12 protein-coding genes, 2 tRNA genes and 1 pseudogene (1 of these 15 running past the window's edge) are annotated in these 12,529 nt (G+C 55.8%); 1 reads left to right on the plus strand and 14 read right to left on the minus strand.

Features of this window, described 5'->3' with window-relative positions; genetic code table 11:
* The 13 genes from recN to B088_RS06560 all read right to left on the minus strand — a co-directional run.
* Nucleotides 1-1,492: the 5' portion of a DNA repair protein RecN gene (gene recN, locus B088_RS06500; protein WP_018107612.1), read on the minus strand. Its footprint begins 188 nt before the window's first position; only the first 1,492 of its 1,680 coding nucleotides appear in the window; the start codon lies at nt 1,490-1,492; its stop codon lies beyond the left edge, outside the window.
* A 12-nt stretch (nt 1,493-1,504) separates the two neighbouring features.
* Nucleotides 1,505-2,317, minus strand: a complete 813-nt coding sequence (locus B088_RS06505; protein WP_018107613.1) for a type IX secretion component PorD family protein — start codon at nt 2,315-2,317, stop codon at nt 1,505-1,507.
* 59 nt (nt 2,318-2,376) lie between these two features.
* Nucleotides 2,377-3,597: a bifunctional phosphopantothenoylcysteine decarboxylase/phosphopantothenate--cysteine ligase CoaBC gene (coaBC, locus tag B088_RS06510; RefSeq protein WP_018107614.1), complete on the minus strand. Its 1,221-nt coding sequence runs from the start codon at nt 3,595-3,597 to the stop codon at nt 2,377-2,379.
* Nucleotides 3,590-4,399: a 3'-5' exonuclease gene (locus B088_RS06515; protein ID WP_018107615.1), complete on the minus strand. Its 810-nt coding sequence runs from the start codon at nt 4,397-4,399 to the stop codon at nt 3,590-3,592. The genes coaBC and B088_RS06515 overlap by 8 nt, the downstream gene beginning before the upstream one ends.
* Nucleotides 4,396-5,607, minus strand: a complete 1,212-nt coding sequence (gene dnaN, locus B088_RS06520; protein ID WP_018107616.1) for a DNA polymerase III subunit beta — start codon at nt 5,605-5,607, stop codon at nt 4,396-4,398. The genes B088_RS06515 and dnaN overlap by 4 nt, the downstream gene beginning before the upstream one ends.
* 279 nt (nt 5,608-5,886) lie before the next feature.
* Nucleotides 5,887-5,958: transfer RNA gene (locus B088_RS06525), tRNA-Glu, on the minus strand.
* Between the two features lie 46 nt (nt 5,959-6,004).
* Entirely contained in the window at nt 6,005-6,277 is a 273-nt protein-coding gene (gene rpsT, locus B088_RS06530; RefSeq protein ID WP_018107617.1) for a 30S ribosomal protein S20, read from the minus strand.
* A 65-nt stretch (nt 6,278-6,342) separates the two neighbouring features.
* Nucleotides 6,343-6,414 (minus strand) — tRNA-Glu (locus B088_RS06535).
* 128 nt (nt 6,415-6,542) lie between these two features.
* The gene (gene rpsO, locus B088_RS06540) at nt 6,543-6,812 is read right to left on the minus strand and encodes a 30S ribosomal protein S15 (RefSeq protein WP_018107618.1); all 270 of its coding nucleotides are present in this window, start codon (nt 6,810-6,812) and stop codon (nt 6,543-6,545) included.
* Nucleotides 6,813-6,902: 90 nt separating this feature from the next.
* Nucleotides 6,903-7,919 carry a poly(ethylene terephthalate) hydrolase family protein gene (locus B088_RS06545; protein ID WP_018107619.1) on the minus strand — a complete coding sequence of 339 codons (1,017 nt, stop codon included), beginning with the start codon at nt 7,917-7,919 and terminating at the stop codon, nt 6,903-6,905.
* Nucleotides 7,912-8,832, minus strand: coding sequence for a formylglycine-generating enzyme family protein (locus B088_RS06550; protein ID WP_038973990.1), 921 nt, complete (start codon nt 8,830-8,832; stop codon nt 7,912-7,914). The genes B088_RS06545 and B088_RS06550 overlap by 8 nt, the downstream gene beginning before the upstream one ends.
* Nucleotides 8,829-9,332 carry a CD225/dispanin family protein gene (locus tag B088_RS08375; RefSeq protein WP_018107621.1) on the minus strand — a complete coding sequence of 168 codons (504 nt, stop codon included), beginning with the start codon at nt 9,330-9,332 and terminating at the stop codon, nt 8,829-8,831. Before B088_RS08375 ends, B088_RS06550 begins: the two co-directional genes overlap by 4 nt.
* 79 nt (nt 9,333-9,411) lie before the next feature.
* On the minus strand, nt 9,412-9,945 hold the full coding sequence (locus B088_RS06560) for a GYF domain-containing protein (RefSeq protein ID WP_018107622.1): 534 nt from the start codon (nt 9,943-9,945) through the stop codon (nt 9,412-9,414).
* A gap of 214 nt (nt 9,946-10,159) precedes the next feature.
* Here B088_RS06560 and B088_RS06565 point away from each other — a divergent pair, with 214 nt between their 5' ends.
* The gene (locus tag B088_RS06565; protein WP_245546733.1) at nt 10,160-11,530 is read left to right on the plus strand and encodes a Gfo/Idh/MocA family protein; all 1,371 of its coding nucleotides are present in this window, start codon (nt 10,160-10,162) and stop codon (nt 11,528-11,530) included.
* 256 nt (nt 11,531-11,786) lie between these two features.
* On the opposite strand, the pseudogene rhuM reads toward B088_RS06565, so the two are convergent.
* Nucleotides 11,787-12,352 (minus strand): annotated as a pseudogene (rhuM, locus tag B088_RS08610) (RhuM family protein).
* Nucleotides 12,353-12,529 lie beyond the last annotated feature (177 nt).

Consider the following 12,529-nt stretch of genomic DNA (forward strand, 5'->3'; position numbering starts at 1 on the left):
TTTGCGGTAGGTGCGTGATGGAAAGAACCTGCAGATGGAGGCTGAGGCGCTTCATGATGCGTCCCAATTGGTCTGCTGCACGTCCGCTGACACCTGTGTCTATCTCATCAAAAATGATGGTCGGGAGGATCTGATGCTCAGCGATGATCGCCTTAAGGGCGAGCATTATCCTGGAGATCTCTCCTCCGGAGGCGATTTCGTTGATGGGGAGTAGGGTGGTCTGCTTATTGGTCGCAATGAGGAATTGGACCTCATCCTGACCGGTGGCGGTCAGCTCCTTTGTCTTGGTCATGCTGACCTTAAATGACGCTCCTTTGATTCCCAGCTCGTCTATGCCCTCCATGAGAGAGGGGACAAAGAACTTGATCCCCTGCTCTCTTGTCTTAGTCAATTGCTCCGCAAGATCGGAGGCGGCCCGATGAGCCTCGTCCACCTTATGCTTCAGTTCGCCTATGCGGTCTTCCGCAGAGGTGATGGAGTCGAGTTGCTCCTTATACTTATCCCTTAGCTGGATCAGTTCATCGCCATCCGATACATTGTGCTTGTAGATGAGCGACTGCAATTGATTCATCCGATCCTGGAGCTGAGCCAGCTCCTGCGGGTCGATCTCGATCTCATCAAGTCTTCGTGCAGCGCTGTTGCTGATATCATTTAGCTCGATGTAGACCGCCTCGAGCCGCTCACCATACTCGCCGGCAGCAGGGAATGTGTCAGCCAGCCCCTTGCAGTCGTGCGACAGGGTGTGGATCCTCGAGAGCACAGATGTATCATCGTCTCGACTATAGGCGTCGAGACCGGCAAGCTCCTGCATCAGCTGAGAGATCTCCGTCGCATGCTCCGCCATAGCGAGTCGCTCCCGAAGCTCCACCTCCTCCCCCATAGTAATATGTGCGGAGTCCAGCTGCTTGTACTGGAAGGTGATGTAGTCCTCCTCCTCCCTCTCTCTGCGGACTCTCTCCTGCTCTGCAGTGAGCTGTGCAGAGAGGTCACGGTACTGAGCATAGCTCTCGGTGTAGCTCTCCCTTAGGCTGCTATTGTCTGAGAGCATGTCTATGACTGATCGCTGGAAGTCCGGATCTCCGATCAGTCTATTGTGGTGCTGGGAGTGGATGTCGACCAGGTGGTCGCCTATCTCCTTGAGCAGCGCTGCAGATACAGGTGTGTCATTGACAAAGGCTCTGCTCTTCCCGCTACTCAGGATCTCTCTCCTCAGGATGCAGGTGGAGCTGTAGTCGAGGTCATTCTGCTCAAATACAGGTCTTAGTCCTATCTTTTCCTCCAGAAGAAAAGTAGCCTCCACGACTGCCTTAGAGGCTGTGGGGCGGAGCATCTTGCGGATCTCTGCTCTCCCGCCGAGGATCAGCTCTATGGCGCCGATGATGATCGACTTACCTGCGCCGGTCTCACCGGTGATGGAGGTAAATCCTTCCCGGAGATCCCACTCCAATAGGTCTATGAGGATAAAGTCCTTGATATGGAGGTGTGTGATCATTCCCTTTTACTATTACTCTCTGATCCATGGGATAAGCTCCTCTACCAGGGCTCTTACCTCCGGATCATTACTCCACTGCTTCAGCTCTCCCGACTTGGTCTCCCCGATCATCTGTATCAGTCTCGGGATCTGCATAGAGAGGCGCAGCTTATTCATCTCCTTCAGCCAGTACATCAGGCTCTCTCTTCCCCTCGACTCCACAGGCTCGTCCAGCACCTCGCGATGGTAGAGACAGAAGAGCTCCCTCACCTCTGTCCCCTCTCTGCCTCTCAGCTCTGGCAGCAGCCGCTCCGGACTCAGCGGTGCAGCGCGCAGGTCGCCCACCTCTCTCCAGGCATCGCCGAGCTCCTCCGATCTCTGAAGGAGGTGATCCAGGAAGGGCTGCCCACCCAGTGTGTCGAATGAGTCGTAGTATAGCAGCATTGCCACCGACAGATAGTAGTATAGGCGACGCCCCAGAATACTCTCCGGGATCGACCCCTGGAGAGGGAAAAAGCTCCTTGCCTCGCTATTCTGGATAGGCACCTCCCGCTCCATTACCAGGCAGAGCGGCGTCTGTCGCTCACTCCCGTAGATCGGCCTGTAGGCTGTCAGTGTGAGGTCTCCGGTAAAGTGCTGTCCTGCCCCTGAGGTCAGTCGGATATAGAGAGACACCTGCATCGGCTCCTTTGGCGTCATGCTGAGTCTCACGTCGGGACTGAAGCCATCGGCAAACTTCCGGATGCGCTCCCTGAGTCCCTCCACCTCCTTTGCCCCCGTCGCACCAAGTGCTGAAGCGTCCACCTCCACCCGTGCCTGCACCAGCTGCTGAGCAGTTAGAGGCATAGCGGGCAGTGTAACGGTAAGGAGTAGAAGGTGCAGACGTGTGAGGCGCATAATGGGGATCAGAAAAGCTTAGGAAGTGTCCTGAGGATCTCAAGTGCTACTTCCTCCTTCTTCATCAGCGGCAGAGTCTGCTCTATCGATCCATCTCTGCTCAGGAGCGTGACCCTATTGGTCTCGGTCCCAAATCCTGCGCCGACATCTTCCAGAGTATTGGCGACGATGAGGTCGAAGTTCTTCCGCTTCATCTTATCTTGCACTTGGCTAAGATCCAGATGGGTCTCGAGTGCAAATCCGATGTGGACCTGATCACTCTCCTTCCGCTCGCCCATAAGTGCGGCAATGTCGGGATTGGAGACCAGGTCTAGCGTCAACGTAGGGCGGTGCTCCCTCTTGACCTTCTGCATCTCGGGGCTTGCTACCCTATAATCTGCCACAGCTGCGCAGAAGATCCCCACGTCATAGGAAGTTACTCCGAGACATGCCTGCAGCATCTCCCCGGCGCTCTCTACCCCGATCATCTCCAGTCTCTGGTCGGGAGAGGGAAGGATCTGAGCCGGCCCGGTGACGAAGGTGACCCTTGCCCCGAGACGAAGTGCTTGCTCTGCGAGAGCCTTCCCCATCCGTCCGGAGGAGTAATTACCGATGAATCGAACCGGATCTATCCGCTCGTACGTCGGACCGGATGTGATCAGAAGGTGTCTCCCTCTCAGGGGCGCGTCGGCATGAACTTCGTCCTCAAGATCCAGCTCCAGTCTCCGGACGATCTCCTCCGGCTCGGGGAGTCGTCCCTTGCCGACCAGGTGGCTGGCGAGCTCCCCCTCATCGGCCTCGAGTATCGTGGCGCCCATCTCCCTGAGACGGGTGGCTGAGGCGATCGTGGATGGGTGGCTGTACATGTCGAGGTCCATCGCGGGAGCGATGTAGACCCGACCCCGCGTCGCCAGGTAGCAGGTGACGAGAAGGTTGTCTGCGATGCCATAAGCCATCTTCGCCATCGTGGAGGCGGTAGCGGGTGCCACGAGGAAGAGGTCCGCCCATAGTCCCAGCTCGACATGGCTGTGCCAGGACCCATCGGTTCGGTCAAAGAAGTCGCACAGTACCGGACGACCGGAGAGCGTGGAGAGGGTGAGGGGGGTGATAAACTCCCTCGCAGCCTCGGTCATCACCACTTGCACCTCTGCTCCCGCCTTGATCAGAAGGCGAATCAGCGGCGCAGCCTTGTACGCTGCTATACTGCCGGTGACACCCAGGACAATGTGCTTGCCACTCAGGTTAGACATGGTTGGGACTATCGCTCTTGAGGTCGATCTCTTTCTTGATCTTCTGCAGCTGAAACTTCGTGTCCTCCGGGAAGTCACTGCTCATCATCCAGGAGAAGTATCCCGGCTCCCTCCTCAGCACATCTGAGACGAGACGTCCCTTGTGCTTTCCGAAATTGAACTCCACCTCATCACGATCGTTATAGATGAAGCGTCCGGCAAAGTCCACGATCCTCCGCTGCGTCGTATACTCATCGAGCTTGTCAATATCATTGGGGAGGTCGGGGTACTTGGCGAGCTGACCACGCAGGACGTTATACGTCGCCCGGGTGTCCGCCAGAGCCCCGTGTGCTCCGTCGAAGGTGGATCCGCAGTAGAACTGATGCGCCGCCGTAAGCGTCCTCGCCTCCCGCTTGTGGAAGATCACCTGCACATCGACCACCTTACGGCTGTGCAGGTCGACAGGCACGCCGGAGCGATAAAACTCCTCGCTAAGCATGGGGAGATCAAAGCGGTTGCAATTGTACCCCGCCAGATCACATCCCTCGATGAATCCTGCCACACGCTTAGCGACCTCGGGGAAGCTGGGAGAGCCAGCCACATCCTCATCGCTGATACCGTGTATTGCGGTCGATGACTCCGGTATGTGGCACTGAGGATTGACACGCATAGAGAGTGTCTCCTGGCTGCCGTCCGGCAGCACCTTGACGAGCGCTATCTCTACGATCCGGTCTCTGGCCGGGTCGATGCCGGTCGTCTCGAGGTCAAAGAATACGAGTGGTCTCTCTAGTCGGAGCTGTGGGAGCTGTTCGATCAGACTCATATCAGCAGCGGCATATCTACGGCGATGATTGTCTCGTCCTCATCCCTCTCCTGAGGTGTGATGATGGCGGCGTGAGCCCGGTCACCGAGTAAGAGCTCCACATCGTCCCCGGGGAGGATGCTCAGGATCTTGATCAGGTGGAGGGCGCTAAAGGCGATCTCAAACTTCTCCGTCCCGCTGTAATTGACAGGCAGTGTCTCCTGTGCTGAGGTGGAGTAGCCGAGATCCTTTGCATCCAGTTGCAGCTGATTAGGCGTCAGGACCAGGTTGATCAGCTTGGTCGCATCGTTGGCAAATATGGAAACGCGTCGGAAGGCTGCAAGCAGCTGCGACCGATCAGCGATGATGCTCTTATCATTGTCCTGTGGGATGACGCTCTCACAATTGGGATACTTGCCATCGAGCAGGCGGCACTGGAGGCGCATGTCCTCGCGCTCAAAGGTGGCGTAATTGGCGTACACCGTCACGCGGATCGTGTCCTCCAGCGTCGGAGCAGTCTCTTCTGTTGCTCCTTCAGCACCCTCTACATCCGAGGTGGTGCCGGGACTCCGGTGGGTAAAGAGGAGCTTGATGAGGGACACCGGCTTGCCCGGTAGGGTGAAGGACTTGCTCTCGGGAGACTCGGTGAGCTGCACCGACTTATTCTTGTATAGCGCCATCATGTATCCATCGGTAGCGGCAAATGAGATCTGCTCCTGACTGATATCGATGTGGACGCCGCCGAGTAGTGGACGGGTGTCCTCGACCGATACGGCGTAGTCGGTGTAGGTCAGTCCTCTGCTGAATATGCTCGTGGGTAGATCGAGGACGGTGGACTGCTCCTCCAGAGCTGCCACGTCGGGATAGTTGGATGCATCCTGACCGACGAAGTCGAAGTGGCCGTTATTGTACCGGACGTTGATGTGCTGATTGTCCGTGTCGATGTCGAAGGTGAGGTCCTGTGCCGGAAGCTCCTTGAGTGGCAGGAGCAGGTGCTCCGGGCGGATGCAGATGGTGTAGTCCTCGCCCTCGTGCGTCTGAGTGCGCAGCGAGAGGGTCAGGCGTGTCTCGCCGTCCGTGCCGGTCATGCGGAGGATGCCTCCCTTGATCTCGAAGAGTATGTCATTGATGATCGCCGAAGTGCCTCCGGTCTTGCTGGATGAGGGGACCACGCGACTGATGATCGATAGCCTGCTGCTTAGCTGCTGACTGCCTACTGTAAATTTCATAATGGATCGGATATAAGTCTCGTATATACTTAGTGGTAAAATTACCAATTTGCGTAGATATGACCAATTGTCTCCTTGAGTCCTCTCGGCAAAATGGAACCAATGGTGTCTCCAAACTAATACCGGTATTAGAGATCAGTGAGAGTTACTTCGGCTAAGGCTCTCATTTTCTATGGCTTGCTGCGTGACATACTCCTGCTGTCTTCTGCAGAGCTAGCCCGGTGGTATGGAGCAAAAAAAGAGCTGTCAGTCGTAGTGACTGACAGCTCGTAAACTATGTAGTCCGTATGAGAGTCGAACTCACCTTTCAAGAATGAAAATCTTGCGTCCTAACCGATAGACGAACGGACCAAATAGCTTGGGCCGAGATCGTTTCTAGGGCGATGACTTCGGCTTCTTAGGCGTTAGCCTGCTGACCCTTGAGGCTATTGAGCTTCTCTGCGAGAGAGTGCTTCAGGTTGGCAGCCTTATTCTTGTGGATGTGACCCTTGCCGGCCATGCGATCGATCAGAGAGGTAACCTGCGGGAGAGTCTCCTCAGCCTTAGCTGCATCATCGAGGGCGCGGAAGTCGCGGACCGCATTACGCATCGTCTTACCGTAGTAACGGTTGTGCGTGCGGCGTGCGCTGGCTTGTCTTATTCTCTTAAGTGCTGACTTATGATTTGCCATGATTGGATTATTCTATCTGCACCCGTTAGAGAGTGTGTCCCTGCAAGAAGTGGGGGAAGAATTAGTAGTCCGTAGGGGAATCGAACCCTTATTTCAAGAATGAGAATCTTGCGTCCTAACCGTTAGACGAACGGACCGAAAACTTTCGTGCTATTGCTCTGCAAAGGTAAGAAAGTTTTTTACTTCTTGCAAGCCCTGAGGTTATGATCTTACCTTGTTTGACCTTTTACCTCTATGTGACACCCTCTTAGTCGGGTGATAATGATTATCTGCGGATGTTGAGTTTCTCGATGATGGCGCGGTAGCGATTGATGTCGTTGCGCATCAGATAGTCGAGCAGGTTGCGGCGCTTACCGATGAGGAGCTTCATGGAGCGAGAGGTGTTGAAGTCCTGTGGGTGCTTCTTGAGGTGCTCCGTGAGGTGTGAGATGCGGTACGTGAAGAGAGCGATCTGGCTCTCTGCGGAGCCGGTGTCCTGATCTGACGTACCATACTCACCGAAGATTTCTTTCTTCTTTGCTGTATCCAGATACATATCTAGTGACAAATAATGAGTGGTGAATAATATTTACGCATGATCACCCCGTACGTCCGGGTGACATTTGCGACTGCAAAGGTAGCACTTTTAGTTGGTTGTGCCAAGTGGTTCCTCCTCTGATAGGGCGTATGGCGGGAAGGGCTCGCCTCCTCGGGTGAGGGGATTGGGGGTATTGCTGAGTAGGGGCTTGAGGTACTTGTCGAAGGAGCTGCCTGGACGGTCCACGAAGTAGTCTCGGTATTCGGAGTCGTCAGCCAGGTACGCCCTGAGCCAGCTGTATAGGATGGCTCGGAGGATGGGGTACTTGGGCTCGCTTGGGATGAAGTACCAGTCGGCATGGTCCATCCTATCAATCGAGAGGAAGGCGTGCTTAGCTGAGCCACCGAGACTGTTGTAGAAGGCGAATGACTTCCAGGGGAAGGCGACGATGTCGTAGCTTCCTGTGACGATCATGGTGGGGATATCGAGGTGGGAGAGGTCGTCCCCGAGGCTGTCATTGGCACCGCCGCCCACTTCAGCCACCAGTGGACCGCCGTTGTAGGGATTAAGACCGACGACCGTTTTGATCTTACCTCTCAGACCATTGGGGTAGGGCATCATTGCGGTATGGAGTACTCCGGCACCGCCCATGGAGTGTCCCACGAGTGCCACCGCATCAAGGTCTACATGATCGTAGATAGGACTGTCCGGTCTCATGCTCTCACCTCGGAGGATCTCGTAGACTGCCATAAGCCCGGGAGGCCATTGGAATGGGCGTTTCTGGTCGAGAGCGGTGTAGGTAATGCAGATAAAGCCGTGCGAACTGAGGTGCTGGGGGATCTTCTGCAGAAACTTCTGCTTGCAATTGAAGCCGTGCACGACGATTACGGCAGGGACTTTGCCCTCTAGATTCTTCGGATAGTAGATCGTAGCAGGCTCATTCTCGGCGAAGTATTCCTCGTCGTAGGTGTAGCTGTCTGCGTAGGAGGCGAGGCTGTCCGTCTCTATCTTCGCTAACTTGTCTATCTGTGACTGTGCCATCTCGATGGTCTGTGCTTGGACAGGTGATGCGGTCGGTAGGAGGAGTAGGAGCAGGTATAGGCCCTTCCTTAGGTATTTATTCATGTCCTGTCGTGCTATTTGTCCCGATGGAGCGGACGACCCGGAAGCCGATCAGGCGGCTGGGGCAGTCGGGGAGTTGCTTCCTTCTGTAGTCCAAACGGAGAGCGAGGGCCGGTGAGTGGAAGGATCCACCCTTGGCGACACGGTAGACTCCGCTCTCTGGTCCCCCGTAGGTGGCCGTACGCTCACCATACCAGTCCTCGCACCACTCCCAGACGTTGCCGGACATGTCGTAGAGACCCAGCTTATTGGGGCTTTTCGTCCCGACGCTTCGGGTGCCGTATTCCGGTCGGCGAACCATCTCGGCGGGGTTATAGAGGGGGTTCCACTCCGCATAGGCGTTGGTCCTATACCAGGCATAGCGAGTCATCGTCAGTCCCGGTCCGCCTGACCACTTCGCTGTTACTTGGATCTTGTCCGCCTCCATGGCTGCCCACATCCACTCCGCCTCCGTCGGCAGGCGATAGCCGTCCGCCTCGTAGTCTCGCGTGACTGTGTTGCCGGTGATGGTGTATGCCGGTGTCAGATTGTCGTGGAGGCTCAGCTTATTGCAGTAGGTCACCGCATCGTACCAGGAGATGCTCTCCACCGGCCTCTTGTACGTGTCGCTGCGGTAGATCCCCTCGCCATCAAATCGGGCCAGACGGGACTTGTCCGGACTGGAGTAAAAGGATGGGTCCTCGCCCATGATGAAGTGGTACTCTCGCTGCGTCACCTCGTGAGTGCCTATCAGGAAGGGCTCCACCTCGGTCGGCTTGTCAGTCCCCGGTAGGACGAAGGATCCGCCCGGGACGGGGACCATGCTCCCCACGATGGCACCTGAGGGGTTGGAGATGACTCGGTGAAGTTGTCCGTGGAGGTCAGGCATAGCGAGGGTCAGTAGGAGTAGAAGTAGTGTCTCTTGTCGGAGTCTCATAGCAGGGCGTTGGGAAGATGATCCCTAAAGTAGAGTAGGTAGAGTGCATCCACCACCAGACCGATAGCCAGAGCAATGTAAAACCATTTCTTAGCCGTTGCCGATTCCCTATCGGCTCCCTCGTAGTCTCCCGCTCGGTACAGGTTGCGGACCTGCATGGCGTGGAAGAAGGGGATCAGCCCGATGATCGAGCAGAGGAGCGTCAGTATGATCGACTCCGTCATCCAGCTCTTGGGCATAGGGCGGCTGGGTTGGTTCTCCTGCGCGGCTGGAGGGATCGGCGCTCCCGACTCCACCTGCCTGTCACCGGTGTCAGGGCTTGGACTCTCCTTACGTAGAAACCCCTTCAGTTCTTCCATCGTGTCGGCAGCTGTCCACTCACCCATCCCGGTGCGCCACACCAGGGTCTCTCCCCTGAGTGGCAGCAGACGGAAGATCTCCAGCGAGTAGGGACCGAATTGCTCCCCGTGCTCATCTATATAGTAGTACTCCTTCTCCATGATAGGGTCATAAGTGAATCGTGACCTAGTCGGTCAAGAGGACAAAGGTACAACATTAGCACCTGTGTCCGTATTCTCCTCAGCTGTTTTCCAGGATATCGGTGAGTGAGTAATGCAAGACGCTCCCGAAGGTGGTTAACATCATCAGTAGCACGCCCAGGAGGATCACAGCGAGGACCACGCTCACGAGGATGCAGTTGCGAGCCATCGACGAGGTGAGCTCCGCACCCCTGTAGTCGCCCTTGGCATATTGCTGGTTGCAGGTGATCCCCAGGGCGATGCCTATCATCCCGGGGATACTGCCGCAGAGGAGCGTCAGCAGGATTGACCAGATGAGATAGTTATTGGGCTTAGTCGGTGCGCCGATAGCTCTTGCACTCCGCTCGCCCGGTGGCAGTGGCGGACGGACGGCACTCACGGGCTCGTCCGAGACGATCTCCGATCCACCCAATAGAGCTCTGATCTCCGGGATCTCCTCCGCTGCGGTCCAGTCCTCCATCCCCTCGCGCCAAAGCAGAGTCCGAGGGGTGATGGCTCTCGCCAGCTGATCAGCTGTTACCGGACCTTTTTGTACCCCATTCTCGAGGTAGAAGTAGTAGTGATTGTCAGTCATTATGGCACTGTGATTTCTTGGCACAAATGTAATTAAAAATGAGTCCTCACCCTTACAGAACCCCTGTGAGAGTGGCTTAAAACACCGACGATCCCAATCTCATTTGGTATATTTGGGGCGAAATAGCAAACTAATCACTAATCCTTTTGTTCTTATGAAAATGATGAAGTATCTCGCGGCCGCTCTCCTGTCTGCCCTTATGATCTCTCCGGTCATGGCTCAGGACTGCTGCGCCAAGAAGGGAGGTTCGGACAAGACCTGCTCGCGTATGATCCAGACTACCGTCCCGGAGCGTCCTGCCGGGCAGCAGGATATGCTAGCCTTCCGTGCCCCCAAGCTCCAGACCGTCCGGATCGGTATCATCGGTCTCGGTATGCGCGGCGTGGGTGCCGTCGACCGCCTGTCTGTCATCGAGGGCACGGATGTCGTGGCTCTCTGCGACCTTCACCAGGATCGCACGGAGAAGAGCAACGCCATCCTCAAGAAGAATGGTCGCCACTCGGCAGAGCTCTACTACGGCTCCGACGACGCGTGGAAGAAGCTCGTCGAGCGTCCCGATATCGACCTGATCTATATTGTGACCAATTGGCAGACCCACGTCGAGATGGCGAAGTACGCTATGGAGCAGGGCAAGCACGTTGCTGTAGAGGTGCCGACTGCCTTCTCTCTGGACGACATCTGGACACTCATCGACACCTCAGAGCGGACCCGCAAGCACTGCATGATGCTCGAGAATTGCGTCTACGACTTCTTCGAGATGACCACCCTTAATATGAAGAATAAGGGGCTCCTCGGCGACATCCTCTATGCCGAGGGTGGCTATATCCACAATCTGGAGGACTTCTGGCCTTACTACGAGGGTGACTGGCGTATGGACTACAATATCAAGCATCGTGGCGATGTCTACCCGACCCACGGCATGGGCCCCGCCGCTCAGATCCTCGATCTCCACCGTGGTGATAAGATGAATGTCCTTGTCTCCATGGACACCACGCCCCGCAACCTCCCCGCTTACCTCGAGGAGACACGCGGTATGAAGGATGCCAAGGTAGCCAATGGTCAGCACACCATGACGATGATCCGCACGGAGAAGGGGCGCACCATCTTTATCCACCACGATGTCACCACGCATCGCCCCTACAGCCGCCAGTACAATGTCGCCGGCACCAAGGGCTACGCCTCTAAGTACCCTGCCGAGCATTACGCCTTCGCCGGTACGGATCTGAAGGATGCCGGTATGCCCGCAGTCGATGACCTCTCCACCCACAGCTGGGTAAGTCCCGAGATGCAGAAGGAGCTCTACGAGAAGTACAAGCACCCGATCACACGCGAACTGGAGAAGCGTGCCAAGGAGGTAGGTGGTCATGGCGGTATGGATTTCATTATGGACTACCGTCTCATCTACTGTCTCCGCAATGGTCTGCCACTCGATATGGATGTCTACGACATGGCCGAGTGGTGCTCGCTGATCCCGCTCTCCCAGATTTCTCTTGAGCACGGCTTCGCACCCGTCGAGGTGCCCGACTTCACTCGTGGAGCCTGGCAGCGACTCAAGGGCTACCACCACTACATGATCGGCGACTGATCCCCATCCCATAGCCATCAGAGGAAGCACCATCCCTTACCCGGGGCGGTGCTTCCTCCATATATAGGTATCAATAGGACCATTGACTCAGTGACCTTTGATATGTTTGCAGCTGCAAAGGTACGCCCGACACGTCTACCCTCTGTCTCTTCCTGTCCTCTCCTGTCTCTTCAGTGAAAAATATGTCACAAGAGTGTGCGGTAGGTCTCTTCGCGAGTTCCTGTCTGTGATCCTCTGATTTTGCCCAAATCGGGAGCTACCTCAGCATTCTCCTTACTACCTTGTCAAAGTCGGAGTCGATATGCTGAGTCTTATTGAAAATGTCATACGCCGCTTCCGACTTCGCCTCTGCTTCAGTAGCAGAGATGCGCCCTCTGTCGAGTAGGATCTTGTAGTCATTAAAAGAGAGAAACTTGTCCACGCTGACGGTAAATTGTTCCATCGTAAAGGTGTTACCTTTTGTCGTAGTCAATGCTGCACTCAGCATAGATGTCGGTGATTTACTGCCAGATGCGGCGCTCACTCGCGCGGATGGAACGGACACGCTCCAGCAGCTCCAGGAAGTAATCCTTGCCAAAAAACGCCGTTCCCTGTTTTAGCCGCTCATCATCCATTGCAAAACCCTTCCGGATGTATTCCCTCAGGACTTGTGTTGCCCACTGACGGAACTTCGTTGCTCTCACGGAGCTGACTCGGTAGCCCACTCCGAAGAGCTGTGCCATCGCCTTCTGGGATCACCAAGCCGTCTCGTCCTTGACCACAACCTTTACGCTCTCCCCTGTCTGGCATGCTGTACAGGAGGAAGTCTATCTCTTGTTTCATAGCTACTATTGTCTTACTTGTGTAGTACAAGTATACCTATATCAGTGGGGACCCTGTCTAACAGAGGAGCAGGGGTGACGCATTTGAGTGGTACAGAAACCATTCAACTCATTGTAAAGAGTGGTGAACGAAGCACCCCGACAGGGGTGCCCGCTTTTTAGCCCCGGGTCGAGGGGC

It is taken from the genome of Porphyromonas bennonis DSM 23058 = JCM 16335 (assembly GCF_000375645.1).
GTDB lineage: Bacteria > Bacteroidota > Bacteroidia > Bacteroidales > Porphyromonadaceae > Porphyromonas_A > Porphyromonas_A bennonis.

Coding starts and splice junctions, on each gene's coding strand:
- B088_RS06505 (WP_018107613.1), bottom strand. CDS start 2,317: ATGCCTCTAACTGCTCAGCAGCTGGTGCAGGCACGGGTGGAGGTGGAC.
- coaBC (WP_018107614.1), bottom strand. CDS start 3,597: ATGTCTAACCTGAGTGGCAAGCACATTGTCCTGGGTGTCACCGGCAGT.
- B088_RS06515 (WP_018107615.1), bottom strand. CDS start 4,399: ATGAGTCTGATCGAACAGCTCCCACAGCTCCGACTAGAGAGACCACTC.
- dnaN (WP_018107616.1), bottom strand. CDS start 5,607: ATGAAATTTACAGTAGGCAGTCAGCAGCTAAGCAGCAGGCTATCGATC.
- rpsT (WP_018107617.1), bottom strand. CDS start 6,277: ATGGCAAATCATAAGTCAGCACTTAAGAGAATAAGACAAGCCAGCGCA.
- rpsO (WP_018107618.1), bottom strand. CDS start 6,812: ATGTATCTGGATACAGCAAAGAAGAAAGAAATCTTCGGTGAGTATGGT.
- B088_RS06545 (WP_018107619.1), bottom strand. CDS start 7,919: ATGAATAAATACCTAAGGAAGGGCCTATACCTGCTCCTACTCCTCCTA.
- B088_RS06550 (WP_038973990.1), bottom strand. CDS start 8,832: ATGAGACTCCGACAAGAGACACTACTTCTACTCCTACTGACCCTCGCT.
- B088_RS08375 (WP_018107621.1), bottom strand. CDS start 9,332: ATGGAGAAGGAGTACTACTATATAGATGAGCACGGGGAGCAATTCGGT.
- B088_RS06560 (WP_018107622.1), bottom strand. CDS start 9,945: ATGACTGACAATCACTACTACTTCTACCTCGAGAATGGGGTACAAAAA.
- B088_RS06565 (WP_245546733.1), top strand. CDS start 10,160: ATGGCTCAGGACTGCTGCGCCAAGAAGGGAGGTTCGGACAAGACCTGC.